Raw genomic sequence first — 21,816 nt, forward strand, 5'->3', positions numbered from 1 at the left:
ACCTCCTTATTATAGTACTTCTGGAGCAAGAGATACTATTTTCATAAATTCATGATCTCTTAACTCTCTTGCAACAGGCCCGAATATACGAGTTCCTACTGGAGTTTTGTCATCTTTTATTATAACTGCAGCATTTTCATCAAATGCTATATAAGATCCGTCGTTACGCTTCATACCTTTTTTTGTTCTAACTATAACAGCTTTAACAACTTTACCTTTTTTTACAACTCCACCAGGTGTTGCACTTTTAACAGTAGCAACGATTATGTCACCTACGTTACCATATCTTCTTTTACTTCCACCTAATACACGGATACATAAAAGTTCCTTTGCACCAGAATTGTCAGCAACTTTTAAACGTGATTCTTGTTGTACCATATCGTAATACCTCCTTTTCGAAAAACTATTTAACCTTTTCGATAACTTCTACTAGTCTGAAATATTTATCTTTTGATAAAGGTCTAGTTTCCATTATCTTAACTCTATCTCCGATTGAACATACATTGTTTTCATCGTGAGCCTTGAACTTTTTAGTTCTTTTAACAGGCTTGTTATATAACTCATGACGTACGAAATCTTCAACAGCAACTACTATAGTTTTATCCATTTTGTTACTTACAACACGGCCTATTCTAACTTTTCTTCTTCCTCTTTCCATGTTTAAAAAGCCTCCTCTCCAAATTAAGCTCTAGTTTCGTTTAACTTTCTTTCAGCAAGGATAGTTTTAACTCTAGCTATATCTTTTTTAACAAACTTTATTCTTGCTGTGTTTTCTAATTGACCAGTAGCTAATTGGAATCTTAAGCTAAATAATTCACTTTTGAAGTCATTTAATTTGCTAATTAGCTCTTCGCTTGTTAAATCTCTTAGTTCTTTAGCTTTCATCCTATTCACCACCCTTTACTTCTAAATCTTCTTTTTTAACAAATTTACATTTTATTGGAAGTTTATGTGCAGCAAGTCTCATAGCTTCTCTAGCTTTTGCTTCATCTACACCTGCTAATTCGAACATAACTCTTCCTGGTTTAACTACGGCTACCCAATACTCTGGAGAACCTTTCCCAGCACCCATACGAGTTTCAGCTGGTTTTCTTGTTACTGGTTTATGTGGGAATATTTTTATCCAAACTTTCCCGCCTCTTTTTATATATCTAGTCATAGCTATTCTGGCAGCTTCTATTTGATTAGAAGTTATCCATGATGCTTCCATAGCCATTAAACCGAACTCTCCATAAGTAACTTTATTACCTTTTTGAGCTTTACCAGCCATGCTTCCTCTATGAACTCTACGACGTTTTACTCTTTTTGGCATTAACATGAGTGTTTCCTCCTTCCTCGAACCTTACTAATTATTTATTACCTTTGTTTTCAGTTCTTTGAGGTCTTTGTCCTTGAGGTCTTTGTCCTTGTTGTGGTCTTTGACCTCTTCTATCAGTTCCTCTAGAATCTCTTCTTCTGTTATCTCTTTTATTATCTCTTCTGTCTCTTCTATTATCTTTTCTTTCTTCTCTTGGATTTATTCCGTTTTTAGTTGGTAATACTTCACCATGACAGATCCAAACTTTTATACCTATTTTTCCATAAGTAGTATCAGCTTCAGCAAATCCATAATCTATATCAGATCTTAAAGTATGAAGAGGTACATTTCCTTCGCTGTATCCTTCAGTTCTAGCCATTTCAGCTCCACCTAGTCTACCTGATGCAGAAACTTTTATACCTTTAGCTCCAGCTTTAAGTGCTCTTTGAACAGCTTGTTTCATAGCTCTTCTGAAAGCAACCCTTCTTTCTATAGCTAAAGCTATGTTTTCAGCAACTAGTTGAGCATTCTTATCTATAGCTCTTACCTCAACTATGTTTACTATTATATTTTTCTTAGTCATTTTTTCTAACTCAGCTTTTAATGCTTCTATTCCAGCCCCTGCTCTTCCTATAACAACACCTGGCTTAGCAACATGAAGATCTAATTTTATTTTATTAGCAGATCTTTCTATTTCTATTTTAGCAACTCCAGCAGAGTATAATTTATTTTTTAAGAATTTACGTATATTGTGGTCTTCTAATAATAACGCTCCGAACTCTTTTTTATCAGTTGTGAACCATCTTGAATCCCAATCTTTTATAACACCGACTCTTAATCCGTGTGGGTTAACCTTTTGTCCCATTTATTTCCCTCCTATCTGTGACTATTTTTTTTCTTTAACTACTACTTCTATGTGAGAAGTTCTTTTTCTTATCATAGTAGCTCTACCTTGAGCTCTAGGCATAAATCTCTTTATTGTTGGCCCTTGGTTAGCAACTATTGATTCTATATATAAATTTTCAGCATTCATTTCGTGATTGTTTTCAGCATTTGCTTTAGCAGATTTTACAACTTTTGCTATATCTGCAGCAGCACCTCTTGGAGTGAATTTTAATATCGCTAATGCTTCATCAACGTTTTTACCTCTAACAAGCGAACATATTTGTCCAGCTTTTCTTGGAGATACACGTACGTATTTTGCGATTGCTTTTGCTTCCATTTTTAATATCCTCCTTCCTTAGTAAGAATGGTATTATCTTCTCTTGTTACTCTTTTCGTCGTCTTTGTGCCCTTTGAACGTTCTTGTAGGAACAAATTCTCCTAATTTATGTCCAACCATATCTTCTGTTATATAAACAGGTATATGTCTTCTCCCATCGTGAACAGCTATAGTGTGTTCTACCATTTGAGGGAATATTGTTGAACTTCTTGACCAAGTCTTTATAACTTCCTTATTTCCTGATGCATTCATAGCTTCAACTTTCTTTAAAAGTCTTGCATGTATAAAAGGTCCTTTTTTAGTTGATCTTGACATCTAATTTCCTCCTCTCTGAGTAAAATAAATCCATAAAATCTATTTAATCATCTATTATTTAGTTCTTCTTGAAACTATTAATTTATTAGATGCTTTGTTTTTCTTTCTAGTTTTGTATCCAAGTGCAGGTTTACCCCATGGAGTAACTGGTCCAGATCTACCGATTGGAGCTCTACCTTCACCACCACCGTGAGGGTGATCGCAAGGGTTCATTACAGATCCTCTAACTGTAGGTCTTATACCCATGTGTCTAACTCTACCAGCTTTACCTATAACAATGTTTCCATGTTCTACATTACCAACTTGCCCTATAGTAGCTTTACACTCTATAGAAACGTATCTCATTTCTCCTGATGGTAATCTTAATAAAGCTTTTGTTCCTTCTTTAGCCATTAATTGAGCAGAAACACCAGCAGATCTAACTAACTGAGCTCCTTTTCCTGGTTTTAATTCTATGTTGTGAATTACTGTACCAACTGGCATATTTTTTAATGCTAATGCATTCCCTGGTTTTATATCAGAATCTGGTCCTGACATTAAAGTATCTCCTACTTTTATTCCAACTGGAGCTAATATATATCTTTTTTCACCATCAGCATAGTTTAATAAAGCTATGTTAGCAGTTCTGTTTGGATCATATTCAACAGTTGCAACTTTTGCAGGTATTCCATCTTTATTTCTTTTGAAATCTATTACTCTATATTTTCTTCTGTTTCCTCCACCTCTGTGACGAACAGTTATTTTACCGTGAGCATTTCTACCAGAGTTCTTCTTTAAAGAAACTAAAAGAGATTTCTCTGGTTGGTTAGTTGTTATCTCATCAGATTTTAAAACTGTCATTTGTCTTAAGGCAGGAGAAGTTGGTTTAAACTTTTTAATAGCCATCTTTTATCCTCCTTACGTTAATTAAGGTATTACATTCCTTGGAAGAATTCTATTTCTTTAGAATCAGCAGTTAACTTAACTACCGCTTTTTTGAAACTTGCAGTTCTTCCTACACTTCTACCCATTCTTTTAACTTTTCCATCGTAGTTTAATGTGTTTACTTTATCAACATTAACTCCGAATATAGTTTCTACAGCTTTTTTTATTTCAGTTTTATTAGCATTCTTGCTTACTACAAATGTGTATTTGTTTTCAGCCATTTCAGCCATACTTTGTTCTGTAACGATTGGTTTTATTATTATATCGTGTGGATTAGTCATTATGCGTACACCTCCTCCACTTTTTTAACAGCATCTGTTGTTATTACGAAAGAATCGTATTTTAAGATATCATAAACATTTATAGTATTAACTAATGCAGTTTCAACACCTTGTATATTTGCTGCTGATTTTATTACGTTTTCATTTTTCTCAGCCATTACTACTAAAGCTTTTTTACCAGCATTTATGTTTTTTAATACAGCTGCGAAATCTTTAGTTTTAGGCGCTTCCATAGTTAAAGCATCTAATACTATTATTTCATTGTTTTGTACTTTTGAAGATAAAGCAGATTTCATAGCTAATCTTCTAACTTTTCTAGGTAAAGTATATCTGTAATTTCTTGGCTTTGGTGCAAAAGCAACTCCTCCACCTATCCATTGTACAGCTCTTATAGAACCTTGTCTCGCTCTACCTGTTCCTTTTTGTTTCCAAGGTTTTCTTCCGCCACCTCTAACTTCTGCTCTAGTTTTTGCAGATTGAGTACCTTGTCTTTTATTTGCAAGTTGGTTTTTAACTACTTCATATAAAACATGTTCGTTAACTTCAACATTGAATATAGAATCAGCTAATTCTATTTCACCAACATTTTGTCCATTCATATTCAATACATTTAATTTTGGCATTGTGCATCCTCCTTTCTTAGGTTAGTCTTATTTAGAAGCCTTAACTGCTTCTTTTATTGTTACTACTGAACCTTTAGCTCCTGGTATAGCACCTTTAACTAGTATAAAGTTCTTTTCAGCGTCAACTCTTACGACTTCTAAGTTTTGAACTGTAACTTTTACGCTACCCATGTGTCCAGCTAATTTTTTGTTTTTGAAAACTCTACCTGGGTAAGAACAAGCTCCCATTGAACCTGGTCTTCTGTGGTATCTAGAACCGTGAGTTTCAGGACCTCTTGATTGACCATGTCTTTTTATTGGACCTTGGAATCCTTTCCCTTTAGATATTCCTGTCACATCTATCATTTCACCTGTAGCGAATACGTCAGCTTTTATTTCTTGTCCAACTGTATAAGCATCTACAGACTCAACTCTGAATTCTTTTAAATGTTTTTTTAATGTGTTAGCTGCAGCTAAGTGCCCTTTTTGAGGTTTGTTTAAAGATTTTTCTTTAGCATCTACAAAACCTACTTGAACTGCATTGTATCCATCATTTTCTATTGTTTTAACTTGTGTTACAACAACTGGTCCTGCCTCAACAACCGTTACTGGAATTACTTCACCAGCTTCAGCAAATACTTGAGTCATACCTATTTTTTTTCCTAATATTCCTTTCATATTAGCACCTCCTATAATTCTTACAGCGGATTACCTAATTTGGTAATCATTCTAAGATAGTCACCTTATAGGATAATATCTTAGGTGTTTGTTCTTATAACTTTATTTCTATATCAACACCTGCTGGTAAGTCTAATTTCATTAAAGAATCAACAGTCTTAGGTGTTGGGTTTGTTATGTCTATTAATCTTTTGTGAGTTCTTATTTCGAATTGTTCTCTAGAATCTTTGTATTTATGAACAGCTCTTAATATAGTAACTATTTGCTTTTCTGTTGGTAGTGGCACAGGTCCTGAAACTTGTGATCCAGCTTTTTTAGCAGTTTCAACTATTTTTCCAGCAGAAAAATCTAACAGTTTGTGATCATAAGATTTTAATCTTATTCTTATTTTTTCATTTTTAGCCATGTTTTATTTCCCTCCTTCTTCGCTTGTTTATCATTAGTCCTTATTTATTTTAATACCGATACACACTTCCGGGTGTTCCTGTTTTTCAAAAGCAAAAATATTAAAATTTTAAGACCAATTCTCTTTCCTTATAATTCGTATCTCTCAAGCACACTATTATAGTTTATCTTATTATTAACTTTTTTTCAAGATATTTTTTTATTTTTTGTATACATTATTTTTTTAATCTTTGCATTCAAAAAAATTTTATCTTTTTTTCTTACAACGACTTGATTAGTATATAATTTTTTTACTCACTTGTCAACATAGTATACAAAAAAAGAGAGGTTTAACCCCCTCTTTATTTCTATATATAAATAACCTGTTTATAGATTATTCTACTATTGTTGCTACAACTCCTGAAGCTACTGTTCTTCCACCTTCTCTGATGGCGAATCTTAATCCTTCTTCAACACATATAGAGTTTATTAAATCAACTTCTATAGTTACGTTATCTCCAGGCATTACCATTTCTGTTCCTTCTGGTAATTTACAAGCTCCTGTTACGTCTGTTGTTCTGAAGTAGAATTGTGGTCTGTATCCATCGAAGAATGGAGTATGTCTTCCACCTTCTTCTTTTTTAAGAACATATATCTCTGCAGTGAACTTTGTATGAGCGTTAACTGAACCTGGCTTAGCTAATACTTGTCCTCTTTCGATATCATCTCTTTGAACACCTCTTAATAATGCTCCTATATTATCTCCAGCTTGTGCGCTATCTAATAATTTTCTGAACATTTCTACACCAGTTACAACAACTTTTCTTGGCTCTTCAGTTAATCCTACTAATTCAACCTCGTCTTGTACTTTTAATACTCCTCTTTCTACTCTACCTGTAGCAACTGTTCCTCTTCCTGTTATAGAGAATACGTCTTCTACTGGCATTAAGAATGGCTTATCTACATCTCTCTCTGGAGCTGGTATATACTCATCTATTTGTTCGAATAATTCAACTATTTTGTCTCCCCACTCTGATGAAGAATCTTCTAATGCTTTTAATGCTGACCCTCTTACTATTGGAGTGTCATCTCCTGGGAATTCATATTCGTTTAATAATTCTCTTACTTCCATTTCAACTAACTCTAATAATTCTTCGTCGTCTACCATGTCACATTTGTTTAAGAATACTACTATGTATGGTACACCAACTTGTCTTGATAATAGTATATGCTCTCTTGTTTGAGGCATTGGTCCATCAGTTGCTGAACAAACTAATATAGCACCGTCCATTTGAGCTGCTCCTGTTATCATGTTTTTAACGTAGTCAGCATGTCCTGGGCAGTCAACGTGAGCGTAGTGTCTGTTTGGAGTTTCGTATTCAACGTGAGCTGTTGATATTGTGATTCCTCTTTCTCTTTCTTCTGGAGCTTTATCTATGTTAGCGAAATCTACAGCTTCTCCTAATTGATATCTATCAAATAATGTTTTTGTTATTGCAGCTGTTAATGTAGTTTTACCGTGGTCAACGTGACCTATTGTTCCTATATTAACGTGTGGTTTATTTCTTTCAAATTTAGCCTTAGCCATTGTGAAATACCTCCTAATATATTTTATTATTATAATTTATTATCATAAGACGAGGATAAACCTCGTCTTACTAATTTATTTATTTATAAGATAAATAATTATTATTTACCTTCAGCAACTTTCTTAGCAACATTTGCTGGAACTTGCTCATAGTGATCAAATATCATTGTATAAGTCGCTCTACCTTGAGTAGTAGATCTTAATTCAGTAGAGTATCCAAACATTTCTGAAAGTGGAACGAATGCATTTATAACTTGTGCTCCGTTTCTAGCTTCCATACCTTGGATTAGACCTCTCTTAGAGTTTAGTCCACCCATAACGTCTCCCATGTACTCTTCTGGAGTAACAACTTCAACTTTGAAGAATGGCTCAAGTAATACTGAATTACCTTTCTTAAGAGCTTCTTTCATAGCCATTGAACCAGCCATTTTGAACGCCATTTCTGATGAATCGACTTCATGGTAAGAACCATCATATAATTCAACAGCTACGTCAACAACTGGGTAACCAGCTACTAGACCAGATTGCATAGCACCTTGTATACCAGTGTCAGTTGGTCCAACATATTCTTTAGGTACAGATCCACCAACAGTTTTGTTTTCGAATTTGTATCCAAGACCTGGCTCTTGTGGGTTAACTCTAAGTTTAACATGTCCGTATTGTCCTCTACCACCTGATTGTTTAGAGTATTTGTACTCTACATCAACTGGTTGAGTTATAGTTTCTCTGTAAGCAACTTGAGGAGCACCAACATTAGCTTCTACTTTGAACTCTCTTAGTAATCTATCAACGATTATTTCTAAGTGTAATTCACCCATACCTGATATTATAGTTTGTCCTGTTTCTTCATCAGACTTAACTGTGAAAGTTGGATCTTCCTCAGCTAGTTTTTGAAGAGCTATACCCATTTTTTCTTGAGCTGCTTTAGATTTTGGTTCTATAGCAACAGATATAACTGGTTCAGGGAATTCCATAGATTCAAGTATTATTGGGTTAGCTGGGTCACATAAAGTATCTCCAGTAGTAGTATCTTTAAGACCTACTGCTGCAGCTATATCTCCAGCATATACTTCTGTTATTTCTTCTCTTGTATTAGCATGCATTTGAAGTATACGACCTATTCTTTCTCTCTTACCTTTAGTAGAGTTAAGAACGTAAGATCCACCTTGCATTACACCAGAGTAAACTCTGAAGAATGCTAACTTCCCAACGAATGGGTCAGTCATTATTTTGAATGCTAAAGCCGAGAATGGCTCTTCATCAGATGAGTGTCTTTCATCTTCTTCTCCATTTTCTAATACACCTTTTATAGCTGGTATATCAGTTGGAGCTGGTAAGTATTCAACAACACCATCTAATAATAACTGAACACCTTTGTTTTTGTATGCAGAACCACAGAATACTGGGTTCATTTCACATGCTATAGTAGCTTTTCTTATAGCAGTTTTTATTTCTTCTACTGAGAACTCTTCGCCTTCAAGATATTTCATCATTAACTCTTCATCAGTTTCAGCTACAGCTTCAACTAATTTTTCTCTCCACTCAGCAGCTAACTCTTTCATATCTTCAGGTATTTCAGTTCTTTCTATTTCTCTTCCTAAGTCGTCTTTGTATATATGAGCACACATTTCTACTAAGTCAACTTCACCTTGTAACCAATCTTCTTTACCTATTGGTAATTGAACTGGTACAGCATTTGCATTTAATCTATCTTTCATCATTTGTACAACATTGTAGAAGTCTGCACCCATGATGTCCATTTTATTTACGAATGCTACTCTAGGTACTTCATAGTTATCTGCTTGTCTCCATACGTTCTCAGATTGAGGTTCAACCCCACCTTTAGCACAGAAAACAGCAACAGAACCATCAAGAACTCTTAGTGATCTTTCAACTTCAACAGTGAAATCCACGTGTCCTGGAGTATCTATTATATTTATTCTATGACCTTTCCATTGAGCAGTAGTAGCGGCAGAAGTTATTGTTATACCTCTTTCCTTCTCTTGCTCCATCCAGTCCATTTGAGAAGCTCCTTCATGAGTTTCTCCTATTTTATGAGTTTGTCCAGTATAGAACAGGATTCTTTCTGTAGTAGTAGTTTTTCCTGCATCTATATGGGCCATTATTCCTATATTTCTTGTTTTTTCTAAAGGAAACTGTCTAGCCATGGTTATCCTCCTTAAGATATCCTTTATTATTTCATATCAAACAAATTCTATTCTTAATTTGTATAAAATTAGAATCTGTAATGAGCAAATGCTTTATTAGCTTCTGCCATTTTATGAGTATCTTCTCTTTTCTTAACTGATGCACCAGTGTTATTAGCTGCATCCATTATTTCTTTAGCAAGTTTTTCAACCATACCTTTTTCACCACGAGCTCTAGTATAGTTTACTAACCATCTTAAACCTAAAGTTTGTCTTCTCTCTGGTCTAACTTCTATTGGCACTTGGTAGTTAGCTCCACCAACTCTTCTTGCTTTAACTTCTAAAACTGGCATTATGTTATCCATAGCTTTATTGAATACTTCTAAAGCATCTTCTCCAGTTTTTTCAGCAACTATAGCAAAAGCATCATACACGATTGTTTGAGCTTTTCCTTTTTTTCCATCTATCATTAAATTGTTTATTAATTTACTTACCACTTTACTTCCATACATTGGATCTGGTAAAACTTCTCTTTTTGGAACATTACCTTTTCTTGGCATTTTGCTTCCCTCCTTAATTATTAAATCTTAAATCATAGGTACTCGACATAATAAAATGCCGTGATGCCATAAATACGAATATATATTTAAAGCACCGCACTATAATATTGTCATTTTATTGTTTAGTTTAGTAATCTATTTTTTTGCAGCTTTAGGTTTCTTAGCACCATATTTAGATCTTGATTGCATTCTCTTATCAACACCTGCAGTATCTAATGTACCTCTTAATATATGGTATCTAACCCCTGGAAGGTCTTTTACTCTTCCTCCTCTTATAAGAACAACACTATGCTCTTGTAAGTTGTGTCCTTCTCCTGGTATATAAGCAGAAACCTCTATACCATTAGTTAATCTAACTCTTGCAACTTTTCTTAAAGCTGAGTTAGGTTTCTTAGGAGTAACTGTTTTTACTGAAGTACAAACTCCTCTTTTTTGTGGAGCACTAGCATCAGTAGATTTTTTGTGTAAAGAGTTGAACCCTTTTTGTAATGCTGGAGCAGTAGATTTCTTTTCTATTGCTTTTCTACTTTTACGAACTAATTGGTTAATTGTTGGCATCATCTGCACCTCCTTTTCAATATTTTCGATCTTAAATGATCGCCAACTAAATCAATATGAATTCATACTGACTTTGTAATAGCTTGTCACTATAAAATGTAATAAAAAGCCACTATAAATATAGGGCAACATTTGATAGTTTGGTACTTATAGTTCTTTAATTATATATAAATGCTTATTTAAAAGTTTACTAAAAACCAGTGGTTTAAGTAAACTTTTAAATTTCACACTTTTACATTTTAACATCACCGTCAACCGATGTCAAGAACTCTTTAATTTGCATTTTTGTATTATTCTTCTATCTTTTCAACGGCTATATTTCTATATTTTTTCATTCCTGTTCCTGCTGGAATCAACTTTCCTAATATAACATTCTCTTTTAATCCTATTAAGTGGTCTTCTTTTCCTTTTATTGCAGCTTCAGTTAAAACCCTTGTAGTTTCTTGGAATGAAGCAGCTGATAGGAACGATTCTGTAGCAAGAGATGCTTTAGTTATTCCAAGTAATACTCTCTTAGCTGTTGCTGGTCTAAGTCCATTAGCTATAGCTTCATCATTACATTTTTCAAATGTTAATACATCTTCATAACCACCTGGTAATAAATCTGTATCTCCTGGATCTTCAACCTTAACTTTAGACAACATTTGTCTTACTATAACTTCTATATGCTTGTCGTTAACGTCAACCCCTTGAAGTCTATAAACTCTTTGAACCTCTTTAACTATATATTCTTGAACTCCACCTATACCTTTAACTCTTACGATATCGTGTGGATTTATAGAACCTTGTGTTAAAGCATCTCCAGCTTTAACCGTTTGACCTTGTTTAACTCTTAATCTAGAGTTATAAGCTATTGCGTAAACTTGTTTTTCACCTTCATGTGGTATAACTATTATTTCTTTTCTCTTACCTGTTTCATCTATTTCAACTCTACCATCTATTTCAGCTATTACAGCTAAACCTTTAGGTTTTCTTGCTTCAAATAACTCTTCGACCCTTGGAAGACCCTGAGTTATATCTCCACCGGCAACCCCACCTGTATGGAATGTACGCATTGTAAGCTGTGTACCCGGTTCACCGATTGATTGAGCGGCTATTATACCTATAGCTTCACCTATATTAACTTCTTTTCCAGTAGCTAAGTTTCTACCATAACATTTCGAACAAACACCATGTCTAGTTTTACAGTTAAGAACAGTTCTTATTTGAACTTCTTCTATCCCTGCTGCTACCATTTCTTCAGCTTGTTCTTCCATTATCATAGCATCAGCTTCCACTATAACTTCATCAGTATTAGGATTTACTATAGGATCTATAGTATATCTCCCTACTATTCTGTCATAGATTTCTTCAATAACCTCGTTACCTTCCTTTATAGCCACGATTGTTGAAGTGTCAGTAGTTCCACAATCATAATCTCTAACTATAACATCTTGAGAAACGTCAACAAGTCTTCTTGTTAAGTATCCTGAATCGGCTGTACGAAGAGCTGTATCCGAAAGTCCTTTTCTAGCACCATGTGATGATATAAAGTATTCCATAACTGATAACCCTTCACGGAAGTTAGATTTAACTGGGATTTCTACTGTTTTACCAGATGCATTGGCCATAAGACCACGCATACCAGCTAACTGTCTTATCTGATTCTTAGACCCTCTGGCTCCTGAATGGGCCATTATAAAAATGTTGTTCATTCTTTCAAGTCCATCCATAAGTGCGTCAGTTACTTTATTTGTAGTTTCAGTCCAAGTTTCTATAACTTTCTCATATCTTTCTTCGTCAGATATAAGTCCTCTTCCGTAAGCTTTTTCAAACTTATCAACTTGTTTTTCAGCAGCAGCTATATATTCTGCTTTTTCTTTTGGTACTTTCATATCTGCAACAGCAACTGTTATACCACCAACTGTAGAATATTTAAATCCTAAAGCTTTTATGTGGTCTAGAACTTCTGCAGTTTTTGTATTACCATGTCTTCTAAAGCATTTGTCTATTATTTTGCCTAATGCCTTTTTATCAACTAGGAAATCTATTTCTAATTTGAATTTATCTACATTTCTATCTACAAATCCTAAGTCCTGAGGCATATTTTCATTGAATATAAATCTACCTACAGTACTTTCTATTAATCCTGTTGTTCCATCTGGGAACACTGTTCTTACTTTAACAGTAGCATGTAATTCAACAGCTTTAGTTTCGTAAGCCATTAATAATTCATTGTAGTCTTTAAATATACTTCCTGTTCCTTTTTCTCCACCTTGTGATTCTATTGTTAAATAATAACTTCCTAGAACCATATCTTGAGATGGAGTAGTTATCGGAGAACCATCTTTAGGCGCAAGTATATTATTTACAGAAAGCATTAAGAATCTTGCTTCTGCTTGCGCTTCCACAGATAAAGGAACGTGAACGGCCATTTGGTCACCATCGAAGTCAGCATTATACGCCGTACATACAAGTGGATGTAACTTGATTGCTTTTCCTTCAACTAATATTGGCTCAAATGCTTGTATACCTAATCTGTGTAGTGTCGGTGCACGGTTAAGTAAAACTGGGTGACTCTTGATTACATCTTCAAGTACATCCCATACTTCTGGTTTTACTTTTTCAACTATAGATTTGGCACTCTTAATATTGTGCGCATAACCTTCTTTAACTAATCTATCCATTACAAATGGCTTGAATAATTCAAGTGCCATTTTTCTTGGAAGACCACATTGATAGAATTTAAGCTCTGGTCCAACAACTATAACAGAACGTCCTGAATAGTCAACACGTTTTCCAAGTAAGTTTTGACGGAAACGTCCTTGCTTACCTTTTAACATGTCTGATAAAGACTTAAGTGGTCTATTACCAGGCCCAGTTACCGGTCTTCCCCTTCTACCATTGTCTATTAGAGCATCTACTGCTTCTTGAAGCATTCTCTTTTCATTTCTAACGATGATATCAGGAGCTCCAAGTTCTAATAATCTTTTAAGTCTGTTATTTCTATTTATAACTCTTCTATATAAGTCATTTAAATCAGAAGTTGCAAATCTACCTCCATCTAATTGAACCATCGGTCTTAAGTCTGGCGGAATTACTGGAATAGCATCTAATATCATCCATTCTGGCTTATTACCAGATTTTCTGAATGCTTCAACAACTTCTAATCTTCTTATTGTTCTTACCCTTTTTTGTCCAGTACTGTCTTTTAAGTCATCTCTTAACATTTTAGACTCTTTTTCTAAGTCTATATTTTGTAAAAGTTTGTTAACAGCCTCTGCACCCATTCCAACTTCAAAAGTGTTTCCATGTTCTCTGTAAACAGTTCTAAACTTATCTTCGTTTATTAACTCTTTTTCGTTTAATCCTGTTTCTCCTGGATTAATAACAACATAAGAAGCGAAATATAATATTTTTTCTAGTGATCTAGGTGACATGTCAAGCAAAAGACCCATTCTACTTGGTATTCCTTTGAAGTACCAGATGTGAGACATAGGAGCTGCAAGCTCTATATGTCCCATTCTAGATCTTCTTACTTTAGATTTAGTAACTTCAACACCACATCTATCACATATTACACCTTTATATCTAACTCTTCTGTATTTCCCACAATGACATTCCCAGTCTTTTTGTGGTCCAAATATTCTTTCACAGAATAAACCGTCTTTCTCCGGCTTTAAAGTACGGTAGTTTATCGTTTCTGGTTTTTTCACTTCACCATAAGACCATTCTCTTATTCTTTCTGGAGAAGCTAATCCTATTTTAATCGACTCGAAATTGTTTAATTCAAACAAGGAGTTCTCTCCCTTCTATTTGATATTTATTTTATAAAACTACGCTTTATAATCATCGTTCTCATCATTGCTGTAGTCAAAATCATCGTAACTCATATCATCTAATAATTCTTCATCTTCTTCTTCAACTTCTATTTCTTCTATCATGTGGTTTTCTTGAACGTCAGTATCATCACTAACTACTGAACCTTCAAAATCACTTTCTGGTTCATCGAAGTCAACATTTTCTTTAACTTCTAATTCTTCATCTTCTTCTGATAATATTTTTACATCTAAACATAAAGATTGAAGTTCTTTTATTAACACTTTGAATGATTCTGGTATACCTGGTTCAGGTATGTTTTCACCTTTTACGATAGCTTCGTAAGTTCTAACACGACCAACAACATCATCTGATTTAACAGTAAGTATTTCTTGTAGGATGTGAGATGCACCGTATGCTTCTAATGCCCAAACCTCCATCTCACCGAATCTTTGTCCACCAAATTGTGCTTTACCACCAAGTGGTTGTTGAGTAACTAGTGAGTATGGTCCTGTACTTCTTGCATGTAACTTATCATCTACTAGATGGTGAAGTTTTAAGTAGTACATGTATCCAACTGTTATCCTGTTATCAAATGATTCACCTGTTCTACCATCAAATAAAGTTAATTTTCCATCTCTTGAATATCCAGCTTCTTCAAGAGCATCTTGAATATCATACTCATTAGCTCCATCAAATACTGATGTTGCAACATGCCATCCTAATTTCTTAGCTGCAAGTCCTAAGTGCATTTCAAGAACCTGACCGATGTTCATACGAGATGGTATACCTTGTGGATTCAGTACTATATCCATAGGTGTTCCGTCTTCCATAAATGGCATATCTTCTTCTGGTAATACTCTTGAGATAACCCCTTTGTTACCATGACGTCCGGCCATTTTATCTCCGACTTTTATTTTTCTTTTCTTAGCGATGTAACATCTTACACTCTCATTTACACCTGGTGATAAGTCATCACCATTTTCTCTTGTAAATACTTTTATATCAACTATGATACCAGATTCTCCATGAGGAACCTTAAGAGATGTATCTCTAACTTCTCTTGCTTTTTCTCCGAATATTGCACGAAGTAGTCTTTCTTCAGCAGTAAGCTCAGTTTCCCCTTTCGGAGTTACCTTACCAACTAATATATCTCCTGAATCTACCTCAGCACCTATTCTGATTATACCTCTTTCATCTAAGTTCTTAATTGCATTCTCAGATACGTTTGGTATATCTCTAGTGATTTCTTCTGGTCCTAGTTTAGTATCTCTTGCCTCACATTCATATTCTTCAATATGAATTGTTGACAATCTATCTTCTTTAACAAGTCTTTCATTTATTAAAACAGCATCCTCATAGTTGTACCCTTCCCAAGTCATGAAGGCTATTAGGCAGTTTCTTCCTAAAGCTACTTCTCCTAGATCTGTTGCTGGACCATCTGCTATAACATCACCAGCTTCTATCATATCATTTTTACTTATGATAGGAGTTTGGTTAACACATGTACCAGAGTTAGATCTTTTGAATTTAAGTAGTTTATACTTGTCTCTATTTCCATCTTCTCTTTTTATTATTATTTCATCTGCAGTAACTCTTTCTGCTATACCAGAATGTTTAGCTACCACAACTGCTCCTGAGTCTTTTGCTGCTCTATATTCACAACCAGTTCCTATGATTGGTGCTTCTCTTCTTACAAGAGGCACGGCTTGACGCTGCATGTTTGATCCCATTAGGGCACGGTTGGCGTCATCATTTTCAAGGAATGGTATCATAGCTGTAGCTATAGAAACAACTTGTTTTGGAGATATATCCATAAAGTCTACTCTATTAGCAGGAAGTAATTCAACAGTACCATTAACTGTTCTACAAACTACTCTATTGTTTACAAACTCACCATTATCTTTTAATGGCTCATTTGCCTGAGCTCTTACAAATATATCTTCTTCGTCAGCAGTTAAATACTGAATTTCATCTGTTATTCTGCCAGTTTCTTTATCATATTTTCTGTAAGGAGATTCTATAAATCCATATTCATTTATTTTAGCATAAGTTCCTAGAGAGTTTATAAGACCGATATTTGGTCCTTCTGGAGTCTCTATAGGACACATTCTACCGTAATGAGAATGATGAACGTCACGCACTTCGAATCCAGCTCTTTCTCTTGAAAGTCCACCTGGTCCTAATGCTGATAATCTTCTCTTATGAGTTAATTCTGACAATGGATTTGTTTGATCCATGAACTGAGATAACTGAGAGCTACCAAAGAATTCTTTAATCGCAGCTGAAACTGGTCTTATATTTACTAATGCTTGTGGAGTTATAGATTCCATGTCTTGTACAGTCATTCTTTCTCTTATAACTCTTTCCATTCTTGAAAGACCAATTCTCACTTGATTTTGTAATAATTCACCAACAGATCTTATTCTTCTATTTCCCAAGTGGTCTATATCATCTATAGTTCCAACATCAGAGAATAGATTAAATTGATAATTTATAGATGCTATAATATCGTCTAATAAGATATGCTTTGGTATTAATTCTCTCATTCTTATTCTTAAAGCTTCTTTTATTTCTTCTTCAGTAGTACATTCAGATAAAATTTCTTTTAATGTTGGATAATGTACTTTTTCTTTGATTTTTAAATCATCTATATCAAATTTAATATGAGACTTGATGTCTACAAAATTATTTCCTATTACTTTAACTTTTTTGTCTTCTTCAGCTAAAACGCTAACAACGTTTATACCTGAATTTTGTATCTCCCAAGCTTTTTCGTAAGATATTTTTTCTCCATCTTTTACGAAAACTTCTCCTGTTTCAGGATTTATTATATCTTCGCAAGATATTCTGTTCATTATTCTATAAGCTAATGCTAATTTCTTATTGAACTTATATCTTCCTACTTTTGCTAAGTCATATCTTTTTGCATCAAAGAATAAAGCATTGATTAATGATGATGCACTCTCTACAGTAGGTGGTTCACCTGGTCTTAATTTTTTATAAATTTCAACTAAACCAGACTCTACTGAATTAGTATTGTCCTTGTCTAATGTAGCTAGTAATCTTTCATCTTCACCTAATAGCTCTTTTATTTCTTCGTCTGTTCCTATACCTAATGCTCTTAAAAGAACTGTTACAGGTTGCTTTCTTGTTCTATCAACTCTTACATAGATAACATCATTAGTATCAGTTTCGTATTCTAACCATGCTCCTCTATTTGGTATAACAGTTGAAGATATCAGTTTTTTACCAGTTTTCATATCTCTATCAAGTGCATAGTATACACCAGGAGATCTAACCAGTTGACTTACTATAACTCTTTCCGCTCCATTAATGACAAAAGTTCCTCTATCTGTCATAAGAGGAAAATCTCCCATGAAGACCTTTTGTTCCTTAATTTCTCCAGTCTCTTTATTTATAAGTCTTACTTTTACATTTAGAGGTGCATGATATGTAGCATCTCTTTCTTTACACTCTTCTATATCGTATTTTGGTTTTTCGTCTAAAGAGTAATCTACGAATTCTAATATTAAATTTCCCGTGTAGTCTTCTATTGGAGAAATGTCCTCAAATACTTCTTTTAAACCTTCTTCTAAAAACCACTTATAGGAATCAACTTGTATTTCTATAAGATTTGGTAAATCAGCTATTTCTTTTATTTTAGAAAAGCTCATTCTAGTTCTCTTACCTATCGTGACAGGGTATGGCATTCACTTTTCACCTCTCAATAATTAAAAATAAAACCATTGTGATTCTAACGCATCTAGGAATTATACCACAAATCTGACTAAATTTCAATATTCTTATTGCCCAATCTTTTTAATTTTATGTATTAAAATTTTATTCACAAAATATGCATTATTTATTATGCTCAAAAAATCAAACAATAATTCTAGTTTTTTAAAAAATTTCCAAACTAGAGAATAGAAAACAGAAGTAATTTTACATCTACTTTCTATTCTCTAGTTTATCATTTCATTTTTAGCTTAAAAAAAGGCATCTAACTAAGATGCCTTTTATATTTTTATTATTAGCTTTTAATAACTATATTATAATTATTTAACTTCTACAGAAGCTCCAGTTTCTTCTAATTTAGCTTTCATTTCTTCAGCTTCTTCTTTAGAAACTCCTTCTTTTAATGTTTTAGGAGCATTGTCAACTAATTCTTTAGCTTCTTTTAATCCTAAACCAGTTATCTCTCTAACTGCTTTTATAACTTTAACTTTTGATGCACCAGCGTTAGCTAATACTACATCAAATTCAGTTTTTTCTTCAGCAGCAGCACCACCAGCAGCACCAGCAACCATTACTGGAGCAGAAGCAGATACCCCGAATTTTTCTTCTGCAGCTTTTACTAATTCATTTAATTCTGTAACTTTCATTTGCTCTATAGCTTCTAATATTTGTTCTATTGTCATTTTTCGCACCTCCGAAATTATTTTCTAATTTTTTATTATTATCTTTTATAATTGTTAATTTTTAATTAACTGACAATTAAGCTTCTTGTCCTTCTTTTTCTTTTATTAACGCGTCTAATAAGTAAGCGAAGTTAGACATTGGAGCTTTTAAGCTACCAAGTAATTTAGCAAGAAGAACTTCTCTTGGTGGTATGTTAGCAAACTCAACGATTTGAGCTTCGTTGTAGAATGTGCCTTCAACAACACCCATTTTTAATTTCATTTTTGGATGAGAATCCATAAATTCTTTTATAACTCTAGCTGGAGCTATTGGATCTTCGTAACCAAATGCTATAGCATTAGTTCCTACTAATAATTCATCATTGAACTCAGATATTCCAACTTCTTGAGCTGCTCTTCTTACTAAAGTATTTTTGTATACCTTGTATTCAACACCAGCTTCTCTCATTTTCTTTCTAAGTTCTGTAACTTCTTCAACTGTAAGTCCTTTGTAATCAACAACTATAGTAGAAGACGATTTTTGTAATTTTTCAACTATCTCTGCAACAACTTGTGATTTTATTTGTAAAGCTTCTCTCATCTAGATGTGCACCTCCTTCACCATGTAGGTTATAATTCGCCGCGATTCATCATATAAAAAGCTTTTATATTATCTATTGCATAGACCACATAAAAGCTTTAGTATTATCATTTATCTAAAACCTCGGTAGGGTATTTAAGCTAAAGCACCTACTGTCTACGGCAAATTTATTCAATTTTATATCAACAAATGTTATATTAACATTTTTGCAAGCTTGTGTCAACTGGAATAATTAATCAATAATTAGTCAGTTATTTTAGCTGCGTTTATTTTTACTCCAGGTCCCATTGTAGAAGCAACTGTTACACTTCTTAAATAAGTTCCTTTTGCTGAAGATGGCTTAGCTTTTACTATAGCAGACATTAATGTCACAAAGTTTTCAGCTAATTTTTCTCCACCGAAAGATACTTTTCCTACTGGAACGTGAACTATATTGTTTTTATCTAATCTGTATTCAACTTTACCAGCTTTTATTTCTTCTATAGCTTTAGTAACATCAAATGTAACTGTTCCTGATTTTGGATTTGGCATTAAACCTTTTGGCCCTAACACTCTACCTAATCTACCAACTACACCCATCATATCTGGAGTAGCAACAACTACATCAAAGTCAAACCAGTTTTCTTTTTGTATTTTTTGTACTAAATCTTCAGCACCTACGAAATCAGCACCTGCAGCTTGAGCTTCTGCAGCTTTTTCTCCTTTAGCAAAAACTAAAACTTTTTTAGTTTTCCCAGTTCCGTGAGGTAATACTATAGCACCTCTAACTTGTTGGTCAGCATGACGTCCGTCAACACCTAATTTTATATGAGCTTCTACAGTCTCGTCAAATTTAGCTGTAGCTATTTCAGCAACTAAATCTAAAGCTTCTTTTGAATCATATAATTTTGTTCTATCTATTTTTGCTAATGCTTGAGCATATTTTTTACTTTTATTAGCCATTTTATTTTTCCTCCTGTGGTTTATTTGCGGTTTTACAACCTCCCACTTCTTATACGAAGTGTCTAATCTAAAATTAGTCTTCTACTACGATACCCATACTTCTTGCAGTACCAGATATCATTCTCATAGCAGCTTCTACTGAAGCAGCATTTAAGTCAGGCATTTTTAATTCAGCTATTTCTCTAACTTGAGCTGAAGTTAAAGTTGCAACTTTCTTTTTGTTTGGTTCTCCAGACGCAGAGTCTAAACCAGCAGCTTTCTTTAATAATACTGCAGCTGGTGGAGTTTTAGTTATGAAGCTGAAAGATCTATCTTGATATACAGTTATAACAACTGGTATTATCATTCCAGCTTGATCTGCAGTTTTAGCATTGAATTCTTTAGTGAATCCCATTATGTTAACTCCGTGTTGTCCTAATGCTGGACCAACTGGTGGAGCTGGAGTAGCCTTTCCTGCAGGTATTTGTAATTTTATTTGACCTATAACTTTTTTAGCCATTACGATCGCACCTCCTCAAATTTCCTATTGCGTTATTATATTCTTTCTATGTTTTTAAGACTCATCTCAAGTGGTGTTTCTTTTCCACCAAATGCGTCTATACATATTCTTGCTGTGTCATTATTTGTGTCAACATGTTTAACAGTTCCTGTTTGACCTACAAATGGACCAGTTGTAATTTTTACAACTTCACCAACTTCTAAATCTTCCGGACCGTTCACTTTAAATACAGTTAAATCAATTCCCATTGCTTCAACTTCGGCTTCACTTAGTGGTACTGGTTTAGATCCAGGACCTACAAATCCTGTAACGCCTTTAGTATTTCTTACTATATACCAAGATTCATCAGTTATTATCATTTTGATTAAAACATAACTTGGATATATTTTTCTTTGTCTAACTTTTTCTTTTCCTGTTTTTGTAGTTTCCACTACATCTTCAGTTGGTACAACCACATCTGTTATGAATTGTTCCATGCCTCTTGTTTTTACGGCTTTTTCTATGGTAGCTTTAACTTTGTTTTCATGTCCTGAATAAGTATGAACAACATACCATCTTGCTTCTTGTAACTCTGACATTTGTTTTCTCCTTTTAATCTATTTTAGTATTAATCCTAGTGCACCAGATAATACAGTGTCTAATCCCCATACTAATATAGTAAACGAAATAATTGTAGCTAAAACTATACCTGTGTTTTTTAGCAATTCTGTTTTGGTTGACCATGTAACTCTTGAAAGTTCTTGCTTAGTGCCTTTTAAATATCCCACTAAACCAGACTTTTTCTTAACCTTTTGGCTCTCTTGAGTTGCCATCCACACTCACATCCTTAAAATAAGACTATTTTGTTTCTTTATGAGTAGTATGTTTCTTACAGAATTTACAGTATTTGTTTAACTCAATTCTGTCTGGATTGTTCTTTTTGTTTTTTGTAGTGTTGTAGTTTCTTTGCTTACATTCTGAACAAGCTAAAGTTACTTTTACTCTCATCTGCTACACCTCCAAATTTGTAAATACAATAAT

At 33.8% G+C, this 21,816-nt stretch carries 25 protein-coding genes and 1 other annotated feature; all 25 genes read right to left on the bottom strand.

Annotated elements, in window-relative coordinates; translation table 11 throughout:
* Positions 1-9 precede the first annotated feature (9 nt).
* The 25 genes from rplN to rpmG all read right to left on the bottom strand — a co-directional run bounded on the left by rplN (position 10) and on the right by rpmG (position 21,783).
* The gene (gene rplN, locus K0040_RS09720; RefSeq protein WP_228108679.1) at positions 10-378 is read right to left on the bottom strand and encodes a 50S ribosomal protein L14; all 369 of its coding nucleotides are present in this window, start codon (positions 376-378) and stop codon (positions 10-12) included.
* Between the two features lie 25 nt (positions 379-403).
* The gene (gene rpsQ / locus K0040_RS09725; RefSeq protein ID WP_018590376.1) at positions 404-658 is read right to left on the bottom strand and encodes a 30S ribosomal protein S17; all 255 of its coding nucleotides are present in this window, start codon (positions 656-658) and stop codon (positions 404-406) included.
* 23 nt (positions 659-681) lie between these two features.
* Positions 682-885: a 50S ribosomal protein L29 gene (rpmC, locus tag K0040_RS09730; RefSeq protein WP_018590375.1), complete on the bottom strand. Its 204-nt coding sequence runs from the start codon at positions 883-885 to the stop codon at positions 682-684.
* Position 886: 1 nt separating this feature from the next.
* Positions 887-1,318: a 50S ribosomal protein L16 gene (rplP, locus tag K0040_RS09735; protein WP_148490098.1), complete on the bottom strand. Its 432-nt coding sequence runs from the start codon at positions 1,316-1,318 to the stop codon at positions 887-889.
* Positions 1,319-1,349: 31 nt separating this feature from the next.
* The gene (rpsC, locus tag K0040_RS09740; RefSeq protein WP_228108680.1) at positions 1,350-2,162 is read right to left on the bottom strand and encodes a 30S ribosomal protein S3; all 813 of its coding nucleotides are present in this window, start codon (positions 2,160-2,162) and stop codon (positions 1,350-1,352) included.
* A 21-nt stretch (positions 2,163-2,183) separates the two neighbouring features.
* Positions 2,184-2,519 (bottom strand): 50S ribosomal protein L22, encoded by a 336-nt coding sequence (gene rplV, locus K0040_RS09745; RefSeq protein ID WP_074080191.1) that lies wholly within the window; start codon positions 2,517-2,519, stop codon positions 2,184-2,186.
* A gap of 33 nt (positions 2,520-2,552) precedes the next feature.
* Positions 2,553-2,834: a 30S ribosomal protein S19 gene (gene rpsS, locus K0040_RS09750; RefSeq protein ID WP_228108681.1), complete on the bottom strand. Its 282-nt coding sequence runs from the start codon at positions 2,832-2,834 to the stop codon at positions 2,553-2,555.
* 54 nt (positions 2,835-2,888) lie between these two features.
* Positions 2,889-3,719, bottom strand: a complete 831-nt coding sequence (rplB, locus tag K0040_RS09755; protein WP_018590370.1) for a 50S ribosomal protein L2 — start codon at positions 3,717-3,719, stop codon at positions 2,889-2,891.
* Positions 3,720-3,748: 29 nt separating this feature from the next.
* Positions 3,749-4,039 (bottom strand): 50S ribosomal protein L23, encoded by a 291-nt coding sequence (gene rplW / locus K0040_RS09760; protein WP_228108682.1) that lies wholly within the window; start codon positions 4,037-4,039, stop codon positions 3,749-3,751.
* On the bottom strand, positions 4,039-4,662 hold the full coding sequence (rplD, locus tag K0040_RS09765; protein ID WP_228106563.1) for a 50S ribosomal protein L4: 624 nt from the start codon (positions 4,660-4,662) through the stop codon (positions 4,039-4,041). Before rplD ends, rplW begins: the two co-directional genes overlap by 1 nt.
* A gap of 27 nt (positions 4,663-4,689) precedes the next feature.
* A complete protein-coding gene (gene rplC / locus K0040_RS09770) occupies positions 4,690-5,319 on the bottom strand; it encodes a 50S ribosomal protein L3 (protein WP_228108683.1) in 630 nt (209 codons plus the stop codon).
* A gap of 94 nt (positions 5,320-5,413) precedes the next feature.
* Positions 5,414-5,725, bottom strand: coding sequence for a 30S ribosomal protein S10 (gene rpsJ / locus K0040_RS09775; protein WP_228108684.1), 312 nt, complete (start codon positions 5,723-5,725; stop codon positions 5,414-5,416).
* 372 nt (positions 5,726-6,097) lie between these two features.
* On the bottom strand, positions 6,098-7,291 hold the full coding sequence (gene tuf / locus K0040_RS09780) for an elongation factor Tu (RefSeq protein WP_228108685.1): 1,194 nt from the start codon (positions 7,289-7,291) through the stop codon (positions 6,098-6,100).
* Between the two features lie 101 nt (positions 7,292-7,392).
* A complete protein-coding gene (gene fusA, locus K0040_RS09785; RefSeq protein WP_228108686.1) occupies positions 7,393-9,459 on the bottom strand; it encodes an elongation factor G in 2,067 nt (688 codons plus the stop codon).
* A 68-nt stretch (positions 9,460-9,527) separates the two neighbouring features.
* Complete coding sequence (gene rpsG / locus K0040_RS09790; RefSeq protein ID WP_039679381.1) at positions 9,528-9,998, bottom strand: 30S ribosomal protein S7; 471 nt, start codon at positions 9,996-9,998, stop codon at positions 9,528-9,530.
* 135 nt (positions 9,999-10,133) lie between these two features.
* Complete coding sequence (rpsL, locus tag K0040_RS09795) at positions 10,134-10,556, bottom strand: 30S ribosomal protein S12 (RefSeq protein WP_074920435.1); 423 nt, start codon at positions 10,554-10,556, stop codon at positions 10,134-10,136.
* Positions 10,557-10,846: 290 nt separating this feature from the next.
* Entirely contained in the window at positions 10,847-14,332 is a 3,486-nt protein-coding gene (gene rpoC, locus K0040_RS09800) for a DNA-directed RNA polymerase subunit beta' (protein WP_228108687.1), read from the bottom strand.
* Positions 14,333-14,371: 39 nt separating this feature from the next.
* The gene (rpoB, locus tag K0040_RS09805) at positions 14,372-18,067 is read right to left on the bottom strand and encodes a DNA-directed RNA polymerase subunit beta (protein WP_228108688.1); all 3,696 of its coding nucleotides are present in this window, start codon (positions 18,065-18,067) and stop codon (positions 14,372-14,374) included.
* A gap of 345 nt (positions 18,068-18,412) precedes the next feature.
* Positions 18,413-18,775, bottom strand: a complete 363-nt coding sequence (rplL, locus tag K0040_RS09810; protein ID WP_228108689.1) for a 50S ribosomal protein L7/L12 — start codon at positions 18,773-18,775, stop codon at positions 18,413-18,415.
* Between the two features lie 76 nt (positions 18,776-18,851).
* Complete coding sequence (gene rplJ, locus K0040_RS09815) at positions 18,852-19,355, bottom strand: 50S ribosomal protein L10 (RefSeq protein ID WP_228108690.1); 504 nt, start codon at positions 19,353-19,355, stop codon at positions 18,852-18,854.
* 45 nt (positions 19,356-19,400) lie between these two features.
* Positions 19,401-19,535: a sequence feature (ribosomal protein L10 leader region), on the bottom strand.
* A 63-nt stretch (positions 19,536-19,598) separates the two neighbouring features.
* The gene (gene rplA / locus K0040_RS09820) at positions 19,599-20,297 is read right to left on the bottom strand and encodes a 50S ribosomal protein L1 (RefSeq protein WP_228108691.1); all 699 of its coding nucleotides are present in this window, start codon (positions 20,295-20,297) and stop codon (positions 19,599-19,601) included.
* Positions 20,298-20,370: 73 nt separating this feature from the next.
* A complete protein-coding gene (gene rplK / locus K0040_RS09825) occupies positions 20,371-20,796 on the bottom strand; it encodes a 50S ribosomal protein L11 (protein ID WP_228106572.1) in 426 nt (141 codons plus the stop codon).
* A gap of 35 nt (positions 20,797-20,831) precedes the next feature.
* Entirely contained in the window at positions 20,832-21,374 is a 543-nt protein-coding gene (gene nusG, locus K0040_RS09830; protein WP_018590903.1) for a transcription termination/antitermination protein NusG, read from the bottom strand.
* 18 nt (positions 21,375-21,392) lie between these two features.
* Entirely contained in the window at positions 21,393-21,608 is a 216-nt protein-coding gene (gene secE, locus K0040_RS09835; protein WP_018590902.1) for a preprotein translocase subunit SecE, read from the bottom strand.
* Between the two features lie 25 nt (positions 21,609-21,633).
* A complete protein-coding gene (gene rpmG / locus K0040_RS09840; RefSeq protein ID WP_018590901.1) occupies positions 21,634-21,783 on the bottom strand; it encodes a 50S ribosomal protein L33 in 150 nt (49 codons plus the stop codon).
* Positions 21,784-21,816 lie beyond the last annotated feature (33 nt).

Source organism: Terrisporobacter petrolearius (assembly GCF_020748185.1).
In the GTDB taxonomy this organism is placed as follows: domain Bacteria; phylum Bacillota; class Clostridia; order Peptostreptococcales; family Peptostreptococcaceae; genus Terrisporobacter; species Terrisporobacter petrolearius.

Excerpts from the sequence above, each read along its gene's own strand:
- rplC (WP_228108683.1), bottom strand. The coding sequence starts at position 5,319 with ATGAAAGGAATATTAGGAAAAAAAATAGGTATGACTCAAGTATTTGCT.
- rpmC (WP_018590375.1), bottom strand. The coding sequence starts at position 885 with ATGAAAGCTAAAGAACTAAGAGATTTAACAAGCGAAGAGCTAATTAGC.
- rpmG (WP_018590901.1), bottom strand. The coding sequence starts at position 21,783 with ATGAGAGTAAAAGTAACTTTAGCTTGTTCAGAATGTAAGCAAAGAAAC.
- tuf (WP_228108685.1), bottom strand. The coding sequence starts at position 7,291 with ATGGCTAAGGCTAAATTTGAAAGAAATAAACCACACGTTAATATAGGA.
- rpsS (WP_228108681.1), bottom strand. The coding sequence starts at position 2,834 with ATGTCAAGATCAACTAAAAAAGGACCTTTTATACATGCAAGACTTTTA.
- rplB (WP_018590370.1), bottom strand. The coding sequence starts at position 3,719 with ATGGCTATTAAAAAGTTTAAACCAACTTCTCCTGCCTTAAGACAAATG.
- rplL (WP_228108689.1), bottom strand. The coding sequence starts at position 18,775 with ATGACAATAGAACAAATATTAGAAGCTATAGAGCAAATGAAAGTTACA.
- rplD (WP_228106563.1), bottom strand. The coding sequence starts at position 4,662 with ATGCCAAAATTAAATGTATTGAATATGAATGGACAAAATGTTGGTGAA.
- secE (WP_018590902.1), bottom strand. The coding sequence starts at position 21,608 with ATGGCAACTCAAGAGAGCCAAAAGGTTAAGAAAAAGTCTGGTTTAGTG.
- rplW (WP_228108682.1), bottom strand. The coding sequence starts at position 4,039 with ATGACTAATCCACACGATATAATAATAAAACCAATCGTTACAGAACAA.
- rplN (WP_228108679.1), bottom strand. The coding sequence starts at position 378 with ATGGTACAACAAGAATCACGTTTAAAAGTTGCTGACAATTCTGGTGCA.
- rplP (WP_148490098.1), bottom strand. The coding sequence starts at position 1,318 with ATGTTAATGCCAAAAAGAGTAAAACGTCGTAGAGTTCATAGAGGAAGC.
- rpsJ (WP_228108684.1), bottom strand. The coding sequence starts at position 5,725 with ATGGCTAAAAATGAAAAAATAAGAATAAGATTAAAATCTTATGATCAC.
- rplA (WP_228108691.1), bottom strand. The coding sequence starts at position 20,297 with ATGGCTAATAAAAGTAAAAAATATGCTCAAGCATTAGCAAAAATAGAT.
- rplJ (WP_228108690.1), bottom strand. The coding sequence starts at position 19,355 with ATGAGAGAAGCTTTACAAATAAAATCACAAGTTGTTGCAGAGATAGTT.
- nusG (WP_018590903.1), bottom strand. The coding sequence starts at position 21,374 with ATGTCAGAGTTACAAGAAGCAAGATGGTATGTTGTTCATACTTATTCA.
- rpsQ (WP_018590376.1), bottom strand. The coding sequence starts at position 658 with ATGGAAAGAGGAAGAAGAAAAGTTAGAATAGGCCGTGTTGTAAGTAAC.
- rpsL (WP_074920435.1), bottom strand. The coding sequence starts at position 10,556 with ATGCCAACAATTAACCAATTAGTTCGTAAAAGTAGAAAAGCAATAGAA.
- rpsC (WP_228108680.1), bottom strand. The coding sequence starts at position 2,162 with ATGGGACAAAAGGTTAACCCACACGGATTAAGAGTCGGTGTTATAAAA.
- rplV (WP_074080191.1), bottom strand. The coding sequence starts at position 2,519 with ATGGAAGCAAAAGCAATCGCAAAATACGTACGTGTATCTCCAAGAAAA.
- rpoB (WP_228108688.1), bottom strand. The coding sequence starts at position 18,067 with ATGCCATACCCTGTCACGATAGGTAAGAGAACTAGAATGAGCTTTTCT.
- rpsG (WP_039679381.1), bottom strand. The coding sequence starts at position 9,998 with ATGCCAAGAAAAGGTAATGTTCCAAAAAGAGAAGTTTTACCAGATCCA.
- fusA (WP_228108686.1), bottom strand. The coding sequence starts at position 9,459 with ATGGCTAGACAGTTTCCTTTAGAAAAAACAAGAAATATAGGAATAATG.
- rplK (WP_228106572.1), bottom strand. The coding sequence starts at position 20,796 with ATGGCTAAAAAAGTTATAGGTCAAATAAAATTACAAATACCTGCAGGA.